This is a genomic window from Streptomyces sp. NBC_01485 (assembly GCF_036227125.1).
GTDB lineage: Bacteria > Actinomycetota > Actinomycetes > Streptomycetales > Streptomycetaceae > Streptomyces.
This window is the reverse complement of record NZ_CP109435.1, coordinates 8294194-8315890: the sequence shown is the minus strand read 5'-3', so window position 1 is coordinate 8315890 and position 21697 is coordinate 8294194. Positions and strand designations below refer to the sequence as shown.

The 21697-nt window shown below is 69.3% G+C and carries 15 protein-coding genes and 1 pseudogene; 9 read left to right on the top strand and 7 right to left on the bottom strand.

Annotated elements, in window-relative coordinates; translation table 11 throughout:
* Window positions 1-43 precede the first annotated feature (43 nt).
* The 4 genes from OG352_RS36465 (at window position 44) to OG352_RS36450 (ending at window position 3459) form a co-directional block, all read left to right on the top strand.
* Window positions 44-901 (top strand): hypothetical protein, encoded by an 858-nt coding sequence (locus OG352_RS36465; protein WP_329222787.1) that lies wholly within the window; start codon window positions 44-46, stop codon window positions 899-901.
* A 123-nt stretch (window positions 902-1024) separates the two neighbouring features.
* The gene (locus OG352_RS36460) at window positions 1025-1492 is read left to right on the top strand and encodes a hypothetical protein (protein ID WP_329222786.1); all 468 of its coding nucleotides are present in this window, start codon (window positions 1025-1027) and stop codon (window positions 1490-1492) included.
* Window positions 1493-1534: 42 nt separating this feature from the next.
* On the top strand, window positions 1535-2248 hold the full coding sequence (gene cseB, locus OG352_RS36455) for a two-component system response regulator CseB (protein WP_329222785.1): 714 nt from the start codon (window positions 1535-1537) through the stop codon (window positions 2246-2248).
* Window positions 2245-3459: a HAMP domain-containing sensor histidine kinase gene (locus OG352_RS36450; protein WP_329222784.1), complete on the top strand. Its 1215-nt coding sequence runs from the start codon at window positions 2245-2247 to the stop codon at window positions 3457-3459. Before cseB ends, OG352_RS36450 begins: the two co-directional genes overlap by 4 nt.
* On the opposite strand, the gene OG352_RS36445 is transcribed toward OG352_RS36450, so the two are convergent.
* The 4 genes from OG352_RS36445 to OG352_RS36430 all read right to left on the bottom strand — a co-directional run bounded on the left by OG352_RS36445 (window position 3437) and on the right by OG352_RS36430 (window position 7435).
* Complete coding sequence (locus tag OG352_RS36445; protein WP_329222782.1) at window positions 3437-3820, bottom strand: barstar family protein; 384 nt, start codon at window positions 3818-3820, stop codon at window positions 3437-3439. The two genes, OG352_RS36450 and OG352_RS36445, sit on opposite strands and share 23 nt — an antisense overlap.
* 54 nt (window positions 3821-3874) lie before the next feature.
* The gene (locus tag OG352_RS36440) at window positions 3875-4552 is read right to left on the bottom strand and encodes a ribonuclease domain-containing protein (protein WP_329222780.1); all 678 of its coding nucleotides are present in this window, start codon (window positions 4550-4552) and stop codon (window positions 3875-3877) included.
* Between the two features lie 48 nt (window positions 4553-4600).
* Window positions 4601-5773 carry a PTS fructose transporter subunit IIC gene (locus tag OG352_RS36435; protein ID WP_329222779.1) on the bottom strand — a complete coding sequence of 391 codons (1173 nt, stop codon included), beginning with the start codon at window positions 5771-5773 and terminating at the stop codon, window positions 4601-4603.
* 204 nt (window positions 5774-5977) lie between these two features.
* The gene (locus tag OG352_RS36430) at window positions 5978-7435 is read right to left on the bottom strand and encodes a hypothetical protein (protein ID WP_329222778.1); all 1458 of its coding nucleotides are present in this window, start codon (window positions 7433-7435) and stop codon (window positions 5978-5980) included.
* A gap of 215 nt (window positions 7436-7650) precedes the next feature.
* Here OG352_RS36430 and OG352_RS36425 point away from each other — a divergent pair, with 215 nt between their 5' ends.
* From OG352_RS36425 to OG352_RS36405, 5 genes and pseudogenes are all read left to right on the top strand, one after another.
* A complete protein-coding gene (locus tag OG352_RS36425) occupies window positions 7651-8004 on the top strand; it encodes a VOC family protein (protein ID WP_329222776.1) in 354 nt (117 codons plus the stop codon).
* A 280-nt stretch (window positions 8005-8284) separates the two neighbouring features.
* Window positions 8285-9013 carry a glycoside hydrolase family 11 protein gene (locus tag OG352_RS36420; RefSeq protein ID WP_329222774.1) on the top strand — a complete coding sequence of 243 codons (729 nt, stop codon included), beginning with the start codon at window positions 8285-8287 and terminating at the stop codon, window positions 9011-9013.
* Window positions 9010-9690 (top strand): polysaccharide deacetylase family protein, encoded by a 681-nt coding sequence (locus tag OG352_RS36415; RefSeq protein WP_329222772.1) that lies wholly within the window; start codon window positions 9010-9012, stop codon window positions 9688-9690. The genes OG352_RS36420 and OG352_RS36415 overlap by 4 nt, the downstream gene beginning before the upstream one ends.
* 402 nt (window positions 9691-10092) lie before the next feature.
* Window positions 10093-10296, top strand: coding sequence for a hypothetical protein (locus OG352_RS36410; RefSeq protein ID WP_329222770.1), 204 nt, complete (start codon window positions 10093-10095; stop codon window positions 10294-10296).
* Window positions 10297-10754: 458 nt separating this feature from the next.
* A pseudogene (locus tag OG352_RS36405) lies at window positions 10755-17618 on the top strand (SDR family NAD(P)-dependent oxidoreductase); the annotation flags it as partial.
* A gap of 790 nt (window positions 17619-18408) precedes the next feature.
* Here the strand turns inward: OG352_RS36405 and OG352_RS36400 are convergent.
* The 3 genes from OG352_RS36400 to scoE form a co-directional block, all read right to left on the bottom strand.
* Window positions 18409-18813 (bottom strand): nuclear transport factor 2 family protein, encoded by a 405-nt coding sequence (locus OG352_RS36400; RefSeq protein WP_329222766.1) that lies wholly within the window; start codon window positions 18811-18813, stop codon window positions 18409-18411.
* 92 nt (window positions 18814-18905) lie between these two features.
* Window positions 18906-20495, bottom strand: coding sequence for a long-chain-fatty-acid--CoA ligase (locus OG352_RS36395; protein ID WP_329222764.1), 1590 nt, complete (start codon window positions 20493-20495; stop codon window positions 18906-18908).
* Between the two features lie 38 nt (window positions 20496-20533).
* Window positions 20534-21427, bottom strand: a complete 894-nt coding sequence (gene scoE, locus OG352_RS36390) for a (3R)-3-[(carboxymethyl)amino]fatty acid oxygenase/decarboxylase (protein WP_329222763.1) — start codon at window positions 21425-21427, stop codon at window positions 20534-20536.
* Window positions 21428-21697 lie beyond the last annotated feature (270 nt).

Sequence of the window (21697 nt, the reverse complement as noted above, 5' to 3'; positions counted from 1 at the left end):
ACCCCAAGCCTCCACGAGACTCACTCTCCTAAGGACCCGCTCCATGCCGCAGACCCCCGATCGACCGACCCGCTCGGACAGCGAGTTCGCCGAACTGTTCGCCCGTAAGGCGCGGACGCCGTTGCGCGGGTTCCTGCCCGGCCGCAGGGTCTGGAACGCCATCGGCGGCTCCGTGGCCGTGGTCCTGGTGCTCGTCGGGGCCACGGCGATCGTCTCCCGGATCGACTGGAGCAGCGGCCCCGAGAAGGCGACCACGGCCTCCGCGAAGAAGGCCGGCACGAAGGAGAAGGGCGCCGCGGACGGCAGCGGCGTACCGAGCGCCGCCGCGCACTCGAGCGCGCCGGCCGAGACGAAGCAGGACAAGACCGCCGGCGGCGCCCTGCTCCCCGGCTCCGGCGGCGGCACGTCCGGCGGAGGGTCCGGCTCCGGCGGTTCCGGTACGACCGGTGGTGACAGCGGTACGACCGCCAACACCCCGGACACGGGGTCGCACCAGACGACCTCCCCGCAGAAGGCGTCGACCGGCTACCTCTGGTCCGACGGCAGCGTGGACTCGGCGGACAACAACGCCTACTGGGACCAGAGCGTCATCACCGTGAAGTCCACGAAGTCCCTCAGCAGCCTCAAGGTGGTCGTCAAGATCATCCAGACCGGCGGAGTCGTCAGCACCGGCACCTGGACCTCCCTGGGCGACCAGGTGTCGGTGTCCTCCGCCGCGAGCGGTGGCGAGGTGGACTACGTGGTCACCCTGAAGTCGGGAGTCACGCTGAACCCCGGCACCTACCTCTTCAAGGTCCAGTACAACCACGCCCAGGGCAACCGGGACGCGGGCGGCGACCGCTACAACGTCACCACCACGTCCACCACATCCGACGACGAGTTCCTCAAGGGCGGCTTCTGATCCCTGATGCGCGATTGCGGCCCGTGGTTGCTGTTGCGGAAATCACGGGCCGAGTTAACCCAGGGTTCATGTCACGACATGCACGATTCAGACGGAATCATTCGTCGCACGGGGGAAACGGGCATGGCACTTCGTCGTTCGGCGCTCCGCGCCTCGCTCACCGCCTGTCTGCTGGCCTGCCTGACCGGGTGCGGCGCGGCGGGCGGCGGGAGCGGGATACGGGTCGAGGGTCCGGCCCCGTCCCGGATCCCGTGGTCGGGACCGGTGTACGTACTCGACTGGAAGTCCCTCGCCTGGCAGCACCCGGACGGGCTGGACCTGACCGGCCACACCGTTCTGTGGGGCGTGAAGTGGCAGAACTGGGGCTCGCCCCGGGCCACCGGCACCGGCAGCGTGCTCGACCTGCCCTGCCGGTCGGGCTGCCCCCACGGGGACTACCCCGACTACGCGGTCACGATCGTGTTCGAGGGGCTGGTGAAGCGCCAGTACGCGGCGTACTACAGCCGGGCGTCCGTCACCCCCGTCGGCGCGGCGGCGCCCCACTGGGCGGAGGACGTGAGCAGCGTGCGCCTGCATGTCCCGAAGCCCTGACGACGAAGCCCTGACAACGTTGCCCATCTGAAGAGGACGCCCATGCACGACATCCTGCTGGTCGAGGACGACGAGATGATCCGCGAGGCCACCCGGCTCACGCTGGAGGCGCAGGGGTACCGCGTCCGTACGGCGGCCGACGGCGTGACCGGGCTCGACATGTTCCGGGAGCACAGGCCCGACCTGGCCGTGCTCGACATCATGCTGCCGGGGCTCAACGGCGTGAGCCTGGCCGGCCGTATCCGCGAGGAGTCGGGCGTGCCGGTGCTGCTGATCTCGGCCCGCAACGACCCGGTGGACGTGGTGATGGGCCTGGAGGCGGGCGCCGACGACTACGTGACCAAGCCGTTCGACGGCCCGGTGCTGGTCGCCCGGATCCGCTGTCTGCTGCGCCGTGTGGCACCCGTCGAGACGACCGCGACACCCACGACGAGCGCGACGACCGCGGCACCCGCGCCGTCCGCGACGGCCGCTCCGCTCCGCTTCGGGGACCTGCTCTTCTGCCCGGTGACGCTGGCCGTACGCCGGGGCGAGCAGTCCCTCTCCCTGACCACGACCGAGCTGAAGCTGTTGCGGGAGTTCACCACCTCGCCCGGGATGGTGTTCACCCGGGATCTGCTCCTGGAGCGGGTGTGGGACTACGCCTGGTCCGGCGACACCCGGGTCGTGGACGTCCATGTGCAGCGGCTGCGCGCCAAGATCGGCCGGGAACGGATCGAGACGGTGCGCGGCTTCGGCTACAAGCTGCGCACATGAGGCGGCCCAAGGCCGTGACCGTCGGCACGAAGGTCGCCCTCGCCGTCGCCGCGGCGGCCGTGGCGGTGGCGGCCGCGGTCGGCGTCCTGGTCCACCACATCACCGCCGCCAACCAACTCGCCACGGCTCGCTCCGAGTTGGACCAGCAGTTGCTGAGTGCGGCATACGACTACGCGGCCGCCCGCAAGTCCCCGGCGCGGATCAACCCGCCGAACCTGCCCGGCCCGGTGGCGAAGTCCGTGCAGAGCGGTGTCCGTGTGACCTACCTGCGCAGCGGCAGCCGCCCGGTGCTGTGGGCGGCCAGCCGGGTCTCCGACGGCGAGGTGCTCGCGCTGTCGCAGTCCTACGCGCGGGAGACGCGGTCGCTGGCCTCGCTGGACCGGACGCTGCTCGCGGTGGGCGCGACCGCCACGGTCCTGGTGTCCCTGGCGGGCCTGTTCCTCGGGGTGCGGATGGGCCGCCGGGCCACGGCCGCGGCCCGTACCGCGGAACGCATCGCGAACGGCGACCTCGACGCCCGGGTCCCGCCCGACGGCCGGGACGAGATCGCCCGCCTGTCGGCGTCCGTCAACACCATGGCGGACGCGCTCGGCGCCCGGCTGGAGGCCGAACGCCGGGTGACCGCCGACATCGCACACGAACTGCGCACACCGGTCGCCGGCATGTCGGCGGCGGTCGGTCTGCTGCCGCCCGGCCCGGCCTCGGACCTGGTCGAGCGCGCCGTGCAGAACCTGCGCGGGCTGGTCGAGGACGTGCTGGAGGTGGCCCGCATGGACGCGCAGGTCGCGACGTTGGAGACGGAGCAGCGGCAGGTCAGCGCGATGGCCCGGCGGGCGGTGGCCGGGCTGGAGGGAGTGGAGGTACGGGTGGTGGCCGACACGGTGGTGACGACGGACCCGCGGCGCGTCGAGCGGATCCTCACCAACCTGGCCGCCAACGCGCTCCGGCACGGCGCCCCGCCGGTCGAGGTCGAGGTCGACGGGCCGGTCGTCCGCGTCCGCGACCACGGCAAGGGCTTCCCGCCCGACCTCTTCGCGGTCCTGCACACCTCCGGACCCCAGCGCTTCCGTACGACCGCGCCGGGCGCCGGAACCGGTCTGGGCCTCACGATCGCGGTCGGCCAGGCCCGTGTCCTGGACGCCGACCTGACCTTCCGCAACCATCCCGAGGGCGGGGCGGAGGCGGTGCTCACGCTTCCGGACCGGCCTTGAGCGTGAAGCGGCCCTCCTTGCCCACGGTGTCGACGATCGCCAGGAACGTCGCGAGCTGCCGCGGTTCCTCGTCCACGAGGAGCAGCGCGGCGTCCCGGACGACGACCGTGACGGGGCCGACATACTCGGCGGATTGAGCCGACTCGACCGACTCGATCACGGTGAACAGGCATTCCTCGAAGGCGTCCCAGTTGTGCCCGAAGTAGTCCGGGAAGTCGAGTACGTCGGCCCACTCGGCGAAGAGGTCGAGGGTGGTACGGCAGTGACTGCCGCGAACCTCTTTCGCCGGTGGCGCCGCTGATGCTGCCGATGCTGTCGAAGCTGTCGAAGCTGTCGAAGCTGTCGAAGCTGTCGATGTCATTGCGTCGCTCCTGGTGGTGAGGGAGGTGGTGAGGGGGAAAGGCGGCCTCTTCGGCTACCAGTGGCCCAGGTAGTGGAATGACCCGCAGTGGTCGAACGTCGCGTAGACGTGGTGGGTGCGGACGTTGCGGACGATGCGTTCCGCGCCCCGGGGGGCGGTGTGGCCGGCCCGGGCGTTGACGTCGTACTCGCGGTAGACGTCGTTCGAGCCGCTGGCCTGGTTCGCCGGGACGTGATGGGACTCCTCCAGGTGCTGGACCCGGTGCTCCCGGTCCGGGAAGACGCCCCCGTAGTAGATGGCGTGCCGCTGGTGACCGGGCCGGGCACCGGTCTCGACGGGGTACCAGCCTCGTGCGTGGGGGTCCGGGCTGACGGGCCAGGCCTGTCCCGGGACGTGCGCGTTCCAGAAGTCGGCCGCGCCCAGGGCGCCACGCCACTGCTGGTCGGAGACCTGGGACGGCTGCCGTCCGCGCGCCGGCGGCTTCGCCGGGCACTGGGCGGCGGGCCTCGGGCCGGGCCCGTTCTCGCAGTTCCCGGCGGCGTGGGCGAGGGCGGAGAACGCCCCGCCGATGGTGAGGCTGCCGACGGTGAGACCGAGGAGTACGGCCGGTATCGCGGCGAGCCGGGCGCGGAGCCGTGGACGGCACGACGTGGACTGGTTGGACTGCTCGGACTGCTTTGCGCGCGGCCCTTCCGGCCCTTCCGGATCCTCCATTACCTCGGCCGGAGACATGGCGGCTCCTTGATCCGTCGCGATCCGTCCCGCTGTGGTCGGGTGTGCTCAGCGGGCCAGGGAGACCTTCCGGCGTGCCTTGACCCGGGTCTTGACTCCAGCCTTGCCCCCGGCCTTGACCGCGGGGCTCGCGGTGCTCGTCGCGGGCTGCTTGCCGAGGCTCTTGAGCGCGACGGCCGTCGCGGCCGTGACCAGGACACCCGCGGCGACGGCCACCACGTAGAGCAGCAGGCCGCCGATCTCGCCGGCCGCGAAGAACCCGCCGTACAGGGCCTTCTGCGTGCTGCCGAACGCCATCGTCAGGACGCCGGTGACCGCGCCGCCCGCCATGGAGGCCGGGAGCACCCGCAGGGGGTCGGCCGCCGCGAAGGGGATCGCGCCCTCGGACACCCCGGCCAGGCCCAGCAGCCACGCGACCTTGCCGTACTGCCGGTCGGCGGGGCGGAACGCCTTGCGTCGCACCATCGTCGCCAGCGACATGCCCAGCGCGGGAACCATGCCGGCCGCCACCATGGCGGCCACGAGGCCCAGGTTGTACGAGTTGGCGACGCTCATCCCGCCGGCGACGAAACCGAACGTGATCTTGCTGATCGGGCCACCCAGGTCGGAGCAGACCAGCGCGCCGATCACCAGGCCCATCACGAGGGCGCTGCCCTCCGTCAGGCTGGTCAGCATGTCGTTCATGCCGGTCTCCAGGTCGGCCAGCCACTCCCTGACCAGCGCGAACATCAGGACCGACACGACCAGGGCGGAGACCAGGGGTACGGCCACGTCGTCGAAGACGTCGCGCAGCGCGTGGGGTACACGGATCCGCGCCAGTGCCACGGTGAGCGCGCCGGCGACGAGGCCGGCGGCCAGCCCGCCGAGGAAGCCGCTCTCCACGTCCATGGCGACCAGCCCGCCGACCACTCCGGGAATCAGCGCCGGCCGGCCCGCCATGCCGTAGGCGACGTACGCGGCGATGGCCGGGACCAGGAACCCGAGCGCCGAGACGCCGGAGCGGAGCATCAGCGCGGCCCAGCTGTCGGCGTGGGTCCAGGCGAACGACTGCTCCGTCATCTTGGCCCCGGTCACGCTGATCTGCCAGCCGCTGATCAGATAGGCCGCGGCGAGCAGCAGGCCGCCCACCGCGGCGATGGGCCCGATGTAGGCGATGCCACCGCCCAGCCAGCGACCGAACCTGATGCCGACGTGCTCGCCGGGCGATGCGTTCTCGTTCATGGGGGCCGTCGTGCGGGAGGTCCGGGGGTCTTGGGGCATGGTCGAGCGAGGCATGGTCGAGCTCCGTTGCGCAGGAGAGGAGGGGGAAGGGAGGGATGCCGAATGGGGGGCGGCATCCCTCCCTGACCGGTGTTGACCGGTGTTGACCGGTGTTGACCGGTGATCCGCGAGTGGGTCTACGCGGCTGGGGCCGGGCAGCAGGCCCTAGAAGCCGTTGCGGTTCTGATAGGTCATGATTTCGTAGTTGTTGGACGCGATGCGGACCCACTCGATGTCGATGCCCACGGTGTAGTTGACGGGGTGGTTGCTGCAGCGGTCGCACTCGCTGTAGCCGCCCGAGACGATGCCCATGACCTGGACCGGCCAGGCGTCCCTCGCGCCGGTGAAGTCGGTCTTGTCCTTGTAGATGGGGCCGCCGGAGTCGCCCGGCTGGGCCGTCTTGTTGTCCCACCCGTTGTTGTAGTGCCGCATCAGGAAGCCGCCGTTCCTGATGCAGACGTCGGTGTTCTTGTAGCAGGTCCGGAAGTTGGTGTTCGTGACGACGTTTCCGCCCCACTGGTAGGTGGTCTGCCCGCTGACGTGGAGACCGGTGTCGCCCACCTCCGGCTCCTGCCAGGACACCACCGCGGCATCGGACGAACTCGTCGAGGTGCCGCCCGTGAACATGTGGTAGCTGTAGCAGCGGATCTCGCCGTGCGAGCACCCGCCGTCACCGTCACCGATGTTGTGGCTGTACATGATGTCCTCGGTGTCCGACCCGGTGTCGCGGTGGTCGACCGTGCCCACATAACCGCGGTTCCACTTGTAGTTGTGGAAGAGCGAGCTGACCGATCCGCAGTGCGCGGCGGTGACCATCTTGGCCGTGTAGTGCTCGGCACCGTCCGGGTAGGACCAGAAGGCGGGGCCGGCCGTGCAGAGCCCGCCGTTGGTGTTGATGAGCGAGAGCCCGGAGTAGTACGCCGGGACGTCCAGGAACCGGTCGACCTGCAGGGGCTTGACGTGCCCCTCGATCACCTCGACGTCCGCCGGGAAGGTCTTCCTGGCCGCGTCCGTCACGTCCTGGGGCGCGTCGGACACGAAGGCGACCTTGTCGGTCTTGGCGTCGTAGTGGACCGCGAACCCGTAACGCACGGCGTTCTGGTCCCACTTGCGGGCCGTGAGGGTGTTGGAGATCTGGTCGATCCGCTTGGTCGTGAACTTGCTGACCTTGACCTCGGCCTTGACGCCGGAGACCGTGGCGGAGGTGGAGGAGGCGGAGTCACCGGAGGCGGAGTCACCGGAGGCGGGGTCACCGGAGGCGGCGTCGTCCCCCACGGACAGCGTGGACACCCGCTGGGTCGTGGGCGTGTCCGCCGGAAGCACGATCACGGGCTTCTTGGTGCCCTGGTCGTACAGCGTGACCAGGGCGTGCCGCTGCTTGGCGAGCTTGGTGACGTCGGCCCACTGGGACGCGGTCACCGGGCTCTTCTCGGGGATGTCGACGAGCGTCGACTTCGTGGCGGACGTGTCCAGGGCGGTGACCGAACCCGGGGACGGGGCCGGGGACACGGGCGTCGGGCCGGTGACCGCCGCCGCCAGGGCGACGGCCGGCGCGCTCAACGCCAGCACGCCGGTGGCCGTCGCCGTGAGCGCCAGCCTGGTCAGGCTGTATCTCGTACGCACAGCTCCTCATTTCGCTCAGGGGAAGTGGAACGTGCGCCAAGAAACCAACGGCGTGTAACAGTGGCCCGGCCGTCGTGTCACCGCCGTCGATCGGAAACGATGGACGGCTGTTACAGACCCGCGGAGTTCCCCCGCGACGGAGACGGGGAGGGTGGGTGAGGCGGGCGATGGTGTGGTGCCGACCCTGTCGATCGCCGTCCTGGCACGATGGCGGCATGGAACGTGTGCTGGGAATCGGTGGATATTTCATGCGGGCCGCAGACCCGGCGGCCCTGGGCGCGTGGTACCGCGACTGCCTGGGCCTGGACGCCGATGAGCATGGCCTGTGGCGTCAGGGAGCCGGGCCGACGGTGTTCGCGACGTTCGAGTCCGAGACGGACTACTTCGGGTCCCGCGCCCAGCAGTCCATGCTCAACTTCCGGGTCCGCGACCTCGACGCGATGCTCGCGCAACTGCGCGCCAAGGGAGCGGACGTGGCCGAAGAGACGCAGGACATGGAGGGCGTCGGTCGATTCGGCTGGGTCACCGATCCCGAGGGCAACCGGATCGAACTGTGGCAGCCCGCCTGACCGCGTCCCAGGGGGACGGATACGACCGGAAAGCGCTTCGAAACATTCGGAGCCTTCCTGAGTCAGCATCTGATCTTGCGTGCGCGCGCATCCGCGACCAAATCGACTCACCCTTCCCCACCGAGGCGGCGACCTGGGCACACGAGCCCTCTGAAAGACCCTCACGTGATCGAATGTTTCGGATCAAATGCCGAAACTATTGACAGTTGAAGGGGCCATACCAACACTGTCGCCGTTGGGACCCCCATCGCCTGCACGATGACGAGGAGGAAGCACGCACATGAACGCCACACCCGCACCCGCACTCGCGCCGACAGCCGCCCACCGCACGTACCGCAGACCGTTCAGCCGCTTCAGGCTGCTCGTCGGGAGTGCCTGCGCCACGGCGCTCGTCGCCGTGCTCGCGCTGGCCCTGCCGGACACCGCGCACGCCGACACCGTCATCACCACCAACCAGACCGGAACCAACAACGGGTACTACTACTCGTTCTGGACGGACGCGCCGGGCACGGTCTCCATGACCCTGGGCTCCGGCGGGAACTACGGCACGTCCTGGAGGAACACCGGGAACTTCGTCGCCGGCAAGGGCTGGAGCAACGGTGGCCGCAGGAGCGTGACCTACTCGGGCAGCTTCAACCCGTCCGGGAACGCCTATCTGGCGCTCTACGGGTGGACGTCCAACCCCCTCGTCGAGTACTACATCGTCGACAACTGGGGCACCTACCGGCCCACCGGAACGTACAAGGGCACCGTCACCAGCGACGGCGGCACGTACGACATCTACAAGACGACGCGGTACAACGCCCCGTCCGTCGAAGGCACTCGTACCTTCGACCAGTACTGGAGCGTGCGGCAGTCGAAGCGGACCGGCGGCACCATCACCACCGGCAACCACTTCGACGCCTGGGCCCGCGCCGGAATGCCTCTCGGCAGCTTCCGCTACTACATGATCATGGCGACCGAGGGCTATCAGAGCAGCGGCAACTCCAACATCACGGTGCGCTCATGAAAGGCCTCGCGCTCCGTCCCCTGGTCGCCGCATCGGCCGTCGTCACGCTGGCCGCCGCGGGCGCCCTGGCCGTCGACACCGCTCCGGCGCGCGCCGCCGCCTGCACCGGGTACGTCGGGCTCACCTTCGACGACGGCCCGTCCGGCAACACCCCCGCCCTGCTCAACTCCCTCACCCGGAACGGGCTTCGGGCCACGATGTTCAACGAGGGCCAGTACGCCGCCGCCAACCCGACCCAGGTACGGGCCCAGGTGTCCGCCAGGATGTGGGTGGGCAACCACAGCTACACGCACCCCCACCTCACCCAACTGAGCCAGGCGCAGATCGACTCGGAGATCTCCCGGACCCAGCAGGCCATCGCGGGCGCGGGCGGCGGAATTCCGCGGATCTTCCGGCCCCCGTACGGCGAGACCAACGCGACGGTTCGGTCGGTCGCGACCAAGTACGGCCTGACACAGGTCACTTGGGACGTCGACTCACAGGACTGGAACGGCGCGAGCACCGACGCGATCGTGGCCGCCGCCGGGCGGCTCACCAACGGTCAGGTCATCCTCATGCACGACTGGTCGGCCAACACCCTCGCCGCGATCCCGAGGATCGCCCAGGGGCTGGCCGCGCGCGGCCTGTGCGCCGGCATGATCTCCCCGCAGACCGGGCGCGCAGTGGCTCCCGGCTGACAGCGACCGGGCCCGCCCACACCACATGCCCCGACCGGCGGCGCCCGCTCCCCGGCTGATCGGCAAAGCCACCAAGGGCGAACGAGCAGGCCCCCAGAAACGATCAAGGGGCCGTGTCAGATCTCTCTGACACGGCCCCTTGAGCTGCGACCAGGAAGGAACTTCCAGTCGGGACGACAGGATTTGAACCTGCGACCCCTTGACCCCCAGGAGTGAGGGTCGGGGTATTTTCTGGACACAACAGACTTAACCTGAATGCGATTTGTGCGTCCGAGGCTCCGTCGTGTGCCATCGCGCGTACCGTGTGGTCCCCGACTGGTCCCCATGGGGCATTGCCGTGACGCCCGTGTGCAACCGGTCGCCGCCGGGTCAAGAGGCCGGCTCGACAGGGCTCGCCACCGCGTGAGACCTCGCGCCCGGGTCCGCGAGACGACCGCCAAAACCGACTACGCCGTCACCAGCCCGACTGCGGACCGCCAACACGCCGTGCACGACGGTGACGTGGCCATCGGCGCCTACAACCTTTTCCGGACCACCGGCATCGCAGCGGGCGGCCTCCGCCACATCCTCCGCGACGCCCGCCCGGCTCTCCGCGGCCACAGCTGATCACGAACCGGACATCAGACGCGTGCGCCGAACACCTGCCACGGCAGGTGGCTTCCGGGCGTCCCGCGACAAAATAGGACCCCCTGTCCCTGACCCGTTTTCGTAACCCCTCCCCCTGGCCTGCCCAGCAGATATCACTGTTCGCCTCCGCTGGTCACTCGCCGTACATATTGCGCTCGCTCGACAGCCTCGGCAATCCTCATGCAGAGCAAGGAGTGGGCAACCCGCCGCACCTGAGATCAGTGCTGTTCCGAAACGTGTGCTCTTTCTCCGAAGGAATTCTCCACCTGATCGGAAATCTGTCTCGACGTACCCGTGCGACCGACAAGTCCCGAGGGTGTGACGGAACATGTCGGCGACAGGACACTCCCGCCATTCGTAGTCCGTGACTCAACAGCCCGGGAGCCGTAGTGGCCGACGCAATCAATCCTCCTTTCGACGAGGCGTCCGCTGCCGTTTCCGATGCCCGGCGCAATCCAGGTCTGCTCGACCTGGTGCGGCAGGGCGTGGCCACGGTGCTCGGCCTGACCGGGCCCGGGGCCATCGAGGCGGACCAGGCGTTCCTGGACCTCGGGATGGACTCACTCTCAGCCGTGGACCTGCGCGACCTTCTCGACGAGGCCACCGGCCTGCGGCTGCCGTCCACGATGGTCTTCGACCACCCGACACCACGGGCCCTCGCCGCATACCTGGGCTCGCCATCACGGGATGCGCGGGCTCAACCGGGTGGCCCCGCACCGCAGTCGGGTGACGAGCCGATCGCGATCGTGGGCATGGCCTGTCGACTGCCGGGGGGCGTGCACTCTCCGGAGGACCTCTGGGAACTCGTCGCTTCCGGCAAAGAGGCGGTGCAGGGATTCCCGGCCGACCGGGGCTGGGATCTGGAGCACCTGCTTGATTCCGACCCCGACCGTCCTGGCACGATCTACGCGCGCGCCGGCGGGTTCATCGACGGCGCGGACCTCTTCGACGCCCCGTTCTTCGGTATCACGCAGGCCGAAGCCCTCGCCATGGACCCGCAGCAACGACTGCTGCTCGAGGTCTCCTGGGAGGCCCTGGAGCGGGCCGGACTCGACCCCCTTTCACTCAAGGGCACTTTGACCGGAGTGTTCACGGGGCTGACGTCCTTCGACTACACGTCGCTGCTCCGCAGCACACCCGAGGACACCGATCTCTACTACACAGCGGGAACCACGGCCAGTGTCGCGTCGGGCCGGGTCGCCTACGTGCTGGGGCTGGAGGGGCCCGCACTCACGGTGGACACGGCCTGTTCCTCGGCCCTGGTGGCCCTGCACCTCGCGGTTCAGGCACTCCGGCGGGGCGAGTGCTCGCTCGCACTGGCGGGCGGGGCCGCGGTGCTTTCCGCCCCGACCGGCTTCCTGGGATTCAGCCGGGCGCGGGCGCTGTCCGCGGACGGACGGTGCAAGGCCTTCGGAGCGGACGCGGACGGGATGGGCATAGCCGAGGGTGTGGGTGTTCTGCTGGTCGAACGCCTCTCGGACGCCCGCCGCCACGGCCATCCGGTGCTGGCTGTGGTCCGAGGCTCGGCGGTCAACCAGGACGGCGCCTCGAACGGACTGACCGCACCCAACGGCCCGGCACAGCAGCGGGTCATCCGCCAGGCGTTGGCGGACGCGGGTCTGTCGGTGTCGGACGTGGACGTGGTGGAGGCCCACGGCACGGGAACTCCCCTGGGCGACCCCATCGAAGCCCAGGCCCTGTTGGCCACCTACGGGCAGCGGAGCCCGGACCAGGAGGCGCTGCTCCTCGGATCGGTGAAGTCCAACATCGGACATGCACAGGCCGCCGCCGGGATCGCGGGCGTCATCAAGACCGTGATGGCGCTGCGTCACCGGACCGTGCCGCCCACCCTGTACGCCGAGCCGCTGACCCCGCATGTGGACTGGACGGCCGGTGCTGTCACTCCGGTGACGCGGTCGGTTCCCTGGCCCGAGACCGGACACCCGGGCCGTGCTGGAGTGTCGTCGTTCGGCATGAGCGGGACCAACGCCCATCTGATCCTCGAAGAGGCTCCTGCCGCCGCCGACGACGGCGGTGGGGATCACGGTCTACCCGCCACGGGCGCGGGGAACGCGGGAGCGGCATCACTGGAGCCGCTGCCGGTGGTGCCTTGGGTGGTGTCGGCGACGAGCGAGGCGGCGTTGCAGGCGCAGGCGGAGCGTCTGCGGGAGTTCGTGGAGACTGATCCCGGGCTGGATCCGCTCGACGTGGGGTTGTCCCTGGTGGCCTCGCGATCGCGCTTCGAGCACCGGGCAGTGGTGGTCGGCGGGGACCGGCTGGAGTTGCTGCAAGGTCTGGGCGCGCTGGCTGCAGGTGAGCCGGCTGCCTGCGTGGCGCATGGCTCGACGGGCGCCGGAGAGCGGGTGGTGTTCGTCTTCCCCGGCCAGGGGTCTCAGTGGGCAGGCATGGGCCGGGAGTTGCTGGAGTCCTCCGCGATATTCGCGGAGTCGATGGCGGAGTGCGGGCGGGCTCTGGAACCGTTCGTGGAGTGGTCCTTGCTCGACGTGGTCCGGGGCGGGACCGGTGCGCCGGGTCTGGAACGGGTGGATGTGGTCCAGCCGGTGCTGTGGGCCGTGATGGTGTCCCTGGCGGCACTGTGGGAGTCGGCGGGTGTGGTACCTGCCGCGGTGGTCGGACACAGTCAGGGGGAGATCGCAGCCGCGTGTGTGGCCGGTGTGCTGTCACTGGAGGACGGCGCCCGTGTCGTGGCGTTGCGGAGCAGAGCGTTGGACCGGCTGGCCGGCGCCGGCGGGATGATGTCGGTCGCCGCACCGACGGGCTCGGTGAAGGACCTGCTGGCCGGTGGCTTCGCGGACCGGGTGTCGATCGCTGCGGTCAACGGCCCGGGCACGGTCGTGGTGTCGGGCGAGGTGGCCGGACTTGCGGAGTTCGAGGCGGCGTGCACGCAGGCCGGGGTCCGGACCCGGCGGATACCGGTGGACTACGCCTCACATTCGCCCGCGGTGGAGGTGATCCGCACACAGATCGTGGAGGCCCTGGCTCCGGTGGCGCCCCGGGTGGGACGACTGCCGATGTACTCCACTGTTGAGCCGGGCCAGCTCCAGGGACCGGAAGCGGATGCCGAGTACTGGTACGGCAACCTGCGTCGGACGGTGTGCTTCGAAGACGCGATCCGCGGCTTGGCCGCGGCCGGACACAGGATATTCATCGAGTGCTCTCCGCACCCCGTACTGACGGCCGGTATCCAGGAAACCTTGGAAGACCTCACACCGGGCGAAGCGGCCTCGGCGGGGGGCGCCTGCGTGGTGGCGGGGTCCCTGCGGCGCGACAACGGCGGTCCCAGACGATGGATGCAGTCGCTGGCCGAGGTCCATGTCCAGGGGGTGGCCGTGGACTGGGCCGGGATGCTGGCCGGCGGGCGGCGGGTGGAACTGCCTACCTACGCGTTCCAGCGGCAACGGTACTGGCCGCGGCCTGGGGCGGGGGACCTGGGGGACGTTGCTTCGCTGGGGTTGAGCGCGACGGGGCATCCCTTGCTGGGGACCGGGATCGATCTGGCCGGCGGGGAGGGATTCGTGTTCACCGGCCGGTTGTCGCTGCAGTCCCATCCGTGGCTTGCGGACCATGCGGTGCGGGGCGTGGTCCTGCTGCCGGGCGCGGCGTTCGTGGATCTCGTGATCAGGGCGGGAGATCAGGCCGGATGCGGCCTGATTGAGGATCTCGCCCTGGAGGTTCCCCTGATCCTGCCCGAGCGTGGTGGTGTGCGGCTGCAGGTCGCCGTCGGCGCCGAGGACGCCTCGGGGCGGCGGAGCGTGGTTGTCCATTCGCGTCCGGAGCACGCGGACACGGAGGCAGAACACATGTGGACGCGCCATGCCGGTGGCACCCTGGCCCCCACACAACCCGTGGACCGGCTGCTGGAGGCGGCGACATCGGGCCTCTGGCCACCACCGAGCGCGTCGGCGGTGGAGATCGACGAGCTGTACGAGGGGCTGGCGGCGCGGGGATACGAGTACGGGCCGGTCTTCCAGGGGTTGCGCGCGGCCTGGCTGGGTGAGGGCGAGGTGTTCGCGGAGGTACGGCTGCCCGAGGACACAGCCGAGCAGGCATCGCAGTTCGGGCTCCACCCGGCGCTCCTGGACGCGGCCCTGCAGGCCGTCGGCCTCGGCGACCGTGGACCGGGCGAGGACATCGAGTCGGGTGGCGACCACGTCCGGCAGGTGCTGCTGCCTTTCGCGTGGAGCGGGGTATCGCTGCATGCGTCCGGGGCACGAACGCTGCGGGTCCGCTTGCGACGGGCACCTGATGGTGTGTTGTCGCTGACAGCCACGGACGAGACGGGTGCGCCGGTGGTCAGTGTGGAATCGATCGTCCTGCGGCCGATCTCCGACAACCGGCTCGAGGCCGCCGGAGACGGCCACCATCAGGACCTGTTCGAGGTGAAGTGGGTACGGCTCGACGCCAAGGCTCCAGCGGGGCGATGGGCGGTCGTAGGTCCCGACGACCTCGGCGTGGCCGCTGGTTTGAACGATGCCGGCATGGAGGTCGCCACGTATGCCGACCTGACCGCACTGGCGCAGGCCGTCACCGCGGGTGTGCCGGTTCCCGATGCGGTGGCCGTGACCTGCGCACCTGCGGCGCACACGGCCGAGGGTACCCGTGACCGGGCTGCTTCCGCGCACACGGCTGTGACGGAAGTGCTGAGTGTGGTGCAGGCGTGGCTGGCCGACGCGGACCTGGTGGTCTCCCGCTTGGTGGTGGTGACACTCGGCGCGATGGCTGTCGGTGCGGATGAGAGCGTGACGGATCTGGCGGGCGCGGCGATATGGGGGCTTGTACGCTCCACACAGTCGGAGAACCCCGACCGGCTAATGGCGGTCGATCTCGACGGTGCGGGCCTGGACCGCGGTGACGCCGCCGCCCTTGCCCGCGCGTTGGGTTCCGGTGAACCGGAGTTGGCGGTGCGCTCGGGCGAGGTGTACGTGCGGAGGCTGTACAGGGCCGGGAACGACGCCTTGACGCCCCCGGACGGGGATGGTCCATGGCGGCTGGATGCGAGCACGCCTGGCACGCTGGAGGGTCTCACGCTGGTGCCGTGCCCGCAGGTCACCGCCCCACTGGAGCCCGGTCAGGTGCGGGTGGGGGTGCGTGCGGCGGGGATGAACTTCCGTGATGTGCTGATCGCACTCGACATGTACCCCGGTGCCGCGCCGGTGGGCGACGAGGGCGCGGGTGTGGTGCTGGAGACCGGGCCCGGGGTCGAAGGTCTGGCCCCGGGCGATCGTGTGCTGGGGATGCTGGAGGGCGGGTTCGGTCCGGTTGCCGTGACCGATCAGCGGTTGCTGGTTCCACTCCCGGCAGGCTGGTCGTTCGTCCGGGCTGCTTCGGTCCCGGTGGCGTTCACGACGGCCTGGTACGCGCTGGTGGATCTGGCTCGGGCACGTCCCGGGGAGCGGGTGTTGATCCATGCCGCCACCGGCGGGGTGGGGATGGCCGCTGTGACGATCGCGCGCCATCTGGGCCTGGAGGTGTTCGCCACGGCCGGTCCCGGCAAGCACGGGGTGCTGGCCGGGATGGGCCTGGACGCCGCTCATGTCGCCACGTCGCGCAGCGCCGAGTTCGAGCAGCGGGTGATGGCAGCCACCGACGGCCACGGCGTGGACATCGTGCTCAACTGCCTGACCGGTGATCTGGTGGATGCCTCCCTGAGGCTGCTGCCCCGAGGCGGCCGGTTCATCGAGATGGGCAAGACCGACCTCCGGGACGCCGGCGGCGTTGGAGAGACCCACCCCGGCGTCATCTGCCAGGCACTCGACCTCGATCAGGCAGGAGAGGGCCGGATCGGCGAGGTACTCGCCGAGGTGGTGGGGCTGCTGCAAGGGGGCGTTCTGGATGCTCTGCCGGTGACGGTGCGGGATCTGCGCCGTGCTCCGGAAGCGTTCCGGTTCATGAGCCAGGCCCGTCACACCGGGAAGATCGTGCTGCGCGTGCCGGTCGGCCTGGATCCGGACGGGACCGTACTCATCACGGGCGGGACAGGGGCTCTGGGCGGCTTGCTGGCCCGTCATCTGGTCGCTGGACATGGTGTCCGGCATCTGATGCTGGCCAGCCGCAGCGGTCCGGAGGCACCCGGCGCGACGGAGCTGGCCGGTGAGCTGCGGGAAGCCGGCGCGACGGTCACGGTCACCGCCTGTGATGTGGGAGACCGTGACGCGCTGGCCGGACTGCTGGAGCGGATCGCGCGGGAGGGCCGCCCGTTGACCGCGGTGCTGCATGCCGCGGGCCTGCTGGACGACGGGGTGACCGCGTCGCTGACGCCCGGCCGGATGAAGGCGGTGATGCGGCCGAAGGCCGACGCGGCGTGGCATCTGCATGAGCTGACGGCCGACACCGGCCTGGCCGCCTTCGTGCTGTTCTCCTCCGCGGCGTCGGTCCTCGGCTGGCCGGGGCAGGGCAACTACGGGGCAGCGAACACGTTCCTGGACGGACTGGCACGGTACCGGCAGGCCCAGGGTCTGCCGGGAACCTCGCTGGCCTGGGGGCTGTGGGCCGACACCGTACCCGACCGTCTGAAGCAGGCCGATCTGGTTCGGCTGGACCGCGGTGGCATAAACCTGATGCCCACCCCGGAGGCACTGGCCCTGTTCGACCTGGCCCTCGGGCGGGACGACGCCTTGCTCGTCCCGGTGCAGCTGGACCTGGCCGGACTGCGTGCCGCGTCCCGTACCCAGGGAGACACCGCGCCTGCCCTGCTGCGCGGACTCGTCCGCGGGCCCGCCCGGCCCACCGCCCGTCTCGGCACCGACACCGCGACGGCTGGACTGGTACGACAACTCACGGGAATGAACGAACCCGAGCAAGAGCGGACGTTGTTGGACCTGGTCCGCAGCCACGTCGCCGCCGTACTCGGACACACCTCGGCCAAGGACATCGAACCGGACCGGGCCTTGCAGGAGGTGGGGTTCGACTCGCTGACCGCGGTCGAACTGCGCAACCGGCTTGTCGCGGCCACCGGCCTGCGACTGACCGCCACCCTGGTGTTCGACTATCCGACCCCAGCCGCGCTCAGCCGGCATCTGCGGGACCGGCTCGGTTCCGTGGACGCCGTGGACGGCGGTACCACTGCCGAGGATCCGCGGGAAGCGGCGGTTCGCAGAGTCCTGGCATCCGTTCCCCTGGCCCGACTGCAGCAGGCCGGGCTGGTGGATCAGCTGCTGCGGCTCGCCGGCACAGGTGGGGAAGAGCCCGACCCGGTGCCAGAGAGCGGATCCGTCGACACGATGGATGCAGAGGATCTCGTGGCCCTGGTCCTGGGAGACGACAAACCCCGAGAAGTATGACGCCCCGGGTCGGCCGGTCTCGCCTGGGTGCGGCTCTGTCCGGCCGACGACCCCGGGCTCACCTTCGGCGACGGAGGCGGGCGAAGCCCGCTCTGCCGCACGGCACAGGCCGGTTCTGCTCGACGTACGCAGGTGTCTGATCACAAGGCCCGGAGCCCGGACTGAAGTACGTCAGCGGCTCAGTGACGACTCGCCATGCTCCGCCCAACAGGCGTGCCACTGCATTCGGCGTGCGTCCCGGCCTGCCGATACACGGCCGACCGGGACGGACGCCATACAGGATGCGACGTCGCCACCCCGGCCGATCCCGACCGGACCCGCCAGGTTGATCAGCAACTAGACAGTTTTGACTAAAGCGCCGTCGACGACGTGGTCGGCGCCGGTGGGTTGGGATCCACAGCACTGCGAGCAAACCATGCGCTTCGGATACGGAACGTGGACAGCGGGCTTCCGGTGTTCTTCGAGACATCCCGGCTCAAGAGGTGCGCGAGTGGAGGCCGAGGCCTGTACGAGGCCGACGCGTCAGGGGAACGGCGGCGCTGTGAGGGGACGCCAGGATTCCGGGCCGCGGGGCTTCATTCAGGACCACCTCGCACAGCGGTGGAGCCAGGAGCGGATCTGCTCCGGGCTCCGACCGGCCCGCGTCCGGTGCGCGGATGTGCGAGGTGCCTCCGGGAGGCTTCCGCGTCCCACGCCACCGTGTCCCGTGCGGTACCAGGGTGCGCAAAGCCCTGTTCGCCATCCGGTCCGGGGGGTGCCCCGCCATCGGGCGCGCCGCCAGGAGGGAAACCTACTTCGTCACCAGTACGTCTTTGGCATGGATGGTGTCGAAATACTCCCGGACGTGCAGGATCTTGTCGCCGCGCAGCTGGCAGGCGTAGATGATCCGGTTGTCGTAGACCCTGCCGGTGGCGGAGACACCCCGACTCTCGGCTTCCACCACGACCCGGTCGTCCTGTGCCGTGGTGGAGGTGACCTTGAGATCGACGCCGTTCGGCATGGCCTGTCCGACTGTGCCCAGCATCTGGAGGAGCCGGGTTTTGTCGTAGGTGCCGGCGAGGGGGAACTGGTCGGGCCGGCCCGTTATCCACCACTCCGCCTGCTCATCCAGCAGGGCGAACGCCGCCTCCGCGTTCCCCGCGCTGAAGTTCTCGAAGAACCGCAGCACCACCTCGGTGTTGTCGGTGACAGTCATCACACGTACTCCTTGTCGCACGTATTCCTTGCTCGATTTCTGCGGGTGCCGGGGGCCATGCCTCCGTGGGGCCGATCGACCCGTGATGTCCGTCAGTTGACCTTCTTGTCCCGCGCCTCCCAGAACTGGTCCCGCAGGGTGCGGTGGAGGATCTTCCCCGTGGGGTTGCGGGGTATCTTGTCGACGAACTCGAACCGGGTGGGAATCTTGAAGTCGGCGATTCGCCCTCTCAGAAACACCCTGAGTTCTTGCGGGCTTGCCTCCAGCAGGGGGTGAAGGGAGACGAAGGCGTACACCGCCTCCCCCCACCGCTCATCCGGGATGCCGACGACCGCGGCTTCGGCGACGGACGGGTGTGCGTCGAGTGCCTTCTCGATCTCGGCGGGGTAGATGTTCTCCCCCGCCCGGATGATCATGTTCTTGATGCGGTCCTCGATGAAGAGATAACCGGTCTCGTCGAGATGGCCCGCGTCGCCGGTCCGTATCCACTCGTCGCGGACGGTGCTCGCGGTCGCCTCGGGCAAACGCCAGTATTCGACCATGAGCCCCGGCGTCCTGACCCGAACCTCGCCCTTTTCCCCGTGGGGAAGGACGCCGCCCGCCGGATCCGTGATCTTCACCTCGAAGCCCGGGTAGGCGCGTCCGGCGGCTTCCGGCGGGGCCGCGCCCGGACCGTGGTCGGACGGTGGCAGGCACACCACGGTGTTGCCCGTCTCGGTGAGACCGTAGAACTGGACGAAGTCGCAGTCCATCATCTCCATGCAGCGGAGCAACAGTTCCTTCGACATGGGGGAGCCGCCGTACGCCACCTTGCGCAGTGTGACGAAGTCGCCGCCGCTGACCTCGGGATCGGCCAGGAGCAGCCTCAGCATTTGGGGTACGACGCAGGTGGTGGTGACCCCGAGCTCCCTGATGAGAGCCAGCACCTCCTTGCTGGAGAAGGTTCCGAGCGTCACGTTGGTGACGCCGGCGTTGAAACCCTGGGTGGCCCACCAGAGGCCCCCCACATGAGAGGCGGAGATGGCCACAAGGCTGATGTCGTCCGGCTTCCAGTCGACCCAGTCCAATCCGCCGCGGGCCAGCGAATCCCGGACTGCGAAGAAGCTGCGGTGCGCCAGCACGGCTCCCTTGGGCGCTCCCGTGGTCCCGCTGGTGTAGAGCTGGACGATCGGATCGTCCGTGCAGAGGCCGGTCGGCAGCGGGAGCGACCCAGGACCGCCCGACTTCCATTCCTCGAAGGTGATTCCCGAAGGGGCGGAGCCGTCCAGCAGGACCACCGTCCGCAGCCGGGCTGAGACTGTGCGCAGCCGCTCGACAACGCCGAGAAACTCCTCCTCGACGAAGAGCACCGCTGTCTCGGCGTCCTGGAGGATGTACTCGATCTCGTCCGGGGCCAGCCTCCAGTTGACCGGGACCAGGACGGTCCCGCTCTTCGCGCAGGCGAAGAGGATCTCGTAGTAGAGCTCTGATTCCCTCCCGAAGAAGGCGACCCGCTCTCCCTGCCCGAGGCCGGCGTTGCACAGTGCGCGGGCACCCTTGTCGCTCTCGCGGTGCAACTGGCCGTAGGTGACCCGACGGCCGTCACAGATGATCGCGGTCCTCTCCGGCCGGGTGGCCGCGTGGAAGGCCAACGTCGCGCCCAGGGTGTCCAGTTCCAGCAGTTCGGCAGTGTGACCGTCCATCAGTACTCCTTCAGCGGGACCGCCGGCCCCGGGCGTGGTCAACTGGAGGCGATGCCCTGGTAGAACGGGAACTCGTCGTGCACCGTGACCCGGTAGGAGACCGTCGGCTCCGGCTTCTCGGTGTGCAGCGCACGGTGGATCAGACTGCGGTTGTCCCAGACCAGGAGATCGCCCCTGTCGAAGGTCTGCAGGTGAATGCTCTCGTGCGTGAAGGTGCTGTCCAGTTGGCCGCTGGCCTCGAATAGTTCCGTGAGCAGGTCGGCGTCCGGCTGCCCGGGGTTCGCCCGCTCCTCGATCGCCGAGGTAAGGCCCCGACTGACGTACAGCACGGTCTCACCGGTCACCGGGTGTTCGAGGGCCGCGGGATGCCGGACCGGCGGGGTTTCACGCTCGATGTCCGCGAGCACCTCCGAGATCGGCCGGTACACGTCGCTCGGCCTGATCTTGAAGTAGATGCCCGCGGTGTGGACCGCGTTCTTCCCCGCGACCCTCGCCTTGAGATCGTCGGAGAGGGCTTCGTACGCCGCTCCCATGTCGATGAAGTAGGTGCCGCGATTCTTCTTGGGCACGACCTGAGGATAGATGAGGGTCAATCCGAAGGGATTCGGCATGAAGGAGTAGTCCGCATGCCAGAACTTCCCGGTCTGCGGTACGCCGATCTGAGTGTCACTCTTCTTCACGTTCGACGAGACGAATATCTCCTTGTACTCCGGGTGGTGGTACATCGGCTGGTAGTAGGTTTCCACCCTTCCCAGTCGGCGCCCGAAAGAGATGAAGTCGGGGGGTTCGAGATCCTGGTTCTTCAGGATGACGATCTTCTCCGAGTAAACAAGTTTCTTGAGTTCCCGGATCTCCTCCTCGGGGGCGGTGGCCGGATTGAACCCCTCGACGGCGACACCGAGGGAGGCATCCAACTGAGCCGTTATGTCCATGGTGATCCTCCTGGGATTTTGATGACTCGCGATCCGCTTGCGACGTCGCGAGCTGTTCGGTCCAGAACCGATCGGCCCCGAACGGGCAGGCGATTGGAGGGGTGGGCGATGGCCGACTCGGGAGGGGGGCGCAGTGTCGATTCCGGAACAATGGACAGGGCGCTTCATCTGTCAGCCCCGTGGGCATCTCACGCTCCATCCTGCCTGTGGCACTCGGCACTGTAAATCGGCCCCAGGCGGTTTAGGACCCCCTAAATTGACTGAGTCCAT

Bases quoted from the DNA above. Each gene is read 5' to 3' on its own strand.
- OG352_RS36465 (WP_329222787.1), top strand. From the start codon at position 44: ATGCCGCAGACCCCCGATCGACCGACCCGCTCGGACAGCGAGTTCGCC.
- OG352_RS36460 (WP_329222786.1), top strand. From the start codon at position 1,025: ATGGCACTTCGTCGTTCGGCGCTCCGCGCCTCGCTCACCGCCTGTCTG.
- cseB (WP_329222785.1), top strand. From the start codon at position 1,535: ATGCACGACATCCTGCTGGTCGAGGACGACGAGATGATCCGCGAGGCC.
- OG352_RS36450 (WP_329222784.1), top strand. From the start codon at position 2,245: ATGAGGCGGCCCAAGGCCGTGACCGTCGGCACGAAGGTCGCCCTCGCC.
- OG352_RS36445 (WP_329222782.1), bottom strand. From the start codon at position 3,820: ATGACATCGACAGCTTCGACAGCTTCGACAGCTTCGACAGCTTCGACA.
- OG352_RS36440 (WP_329222780.1), bottom strand. From the start codon at position 4,552: ATGTCTCCGGCCGAGGTAATGGAGGATCCGGAAGGGCCGGAAGGGCCG.
- OG352_RS36435 (WP_329222779.1), bottom strand. From the start codon at position 5,773: ATGAACGAGAACGCATCGCCCGGCGAGCACGTCGGCATCAGGTTCGGT.
- OG352_RS36425 (WP_329222776.1), top strand. From the start codon at position 7,651: ATGGAACGTGTGCTGGGAATCGGTGGATATTTCATGCGGGCCGCAGAC.
- OG352_RS36420 (WP_329222774.1), top strand. From the start codon at position 8,285: ATGAACGCCACACCCGCACCCGCACTCGCGCCGACAGCCGCCCACCGC.
- OG352_RS36415 (WP_329222772.1), top strand. From the start codon at position 9,010: ATGAAAGGCCTCGCGCTCCGTCCCCTGGTCGCCGCATCGGCCGTCGTC.
- OG352_RS36400 (WP_329222766.1), bottom strand. From the start codon at position 18,813: ATGACTGTCACCGACAACACCGAGGTGGTGCTGCGGTTCTTCGAGAAC.
- OG352_RS36395 (WP_329222764.1), bottom strand. From the start codon at position 20,495: ATGGACGGTCACACTGCCGAACTGCTGGAACTGGACACCCTGGGCGCG.
- scoE (WP_329222763.1), bottom strand. From the start codon at position 21,427: ATGGACATAACGGCTCAGTTGGATGCCTCCCTCGGTGTCGCCGTCGAG.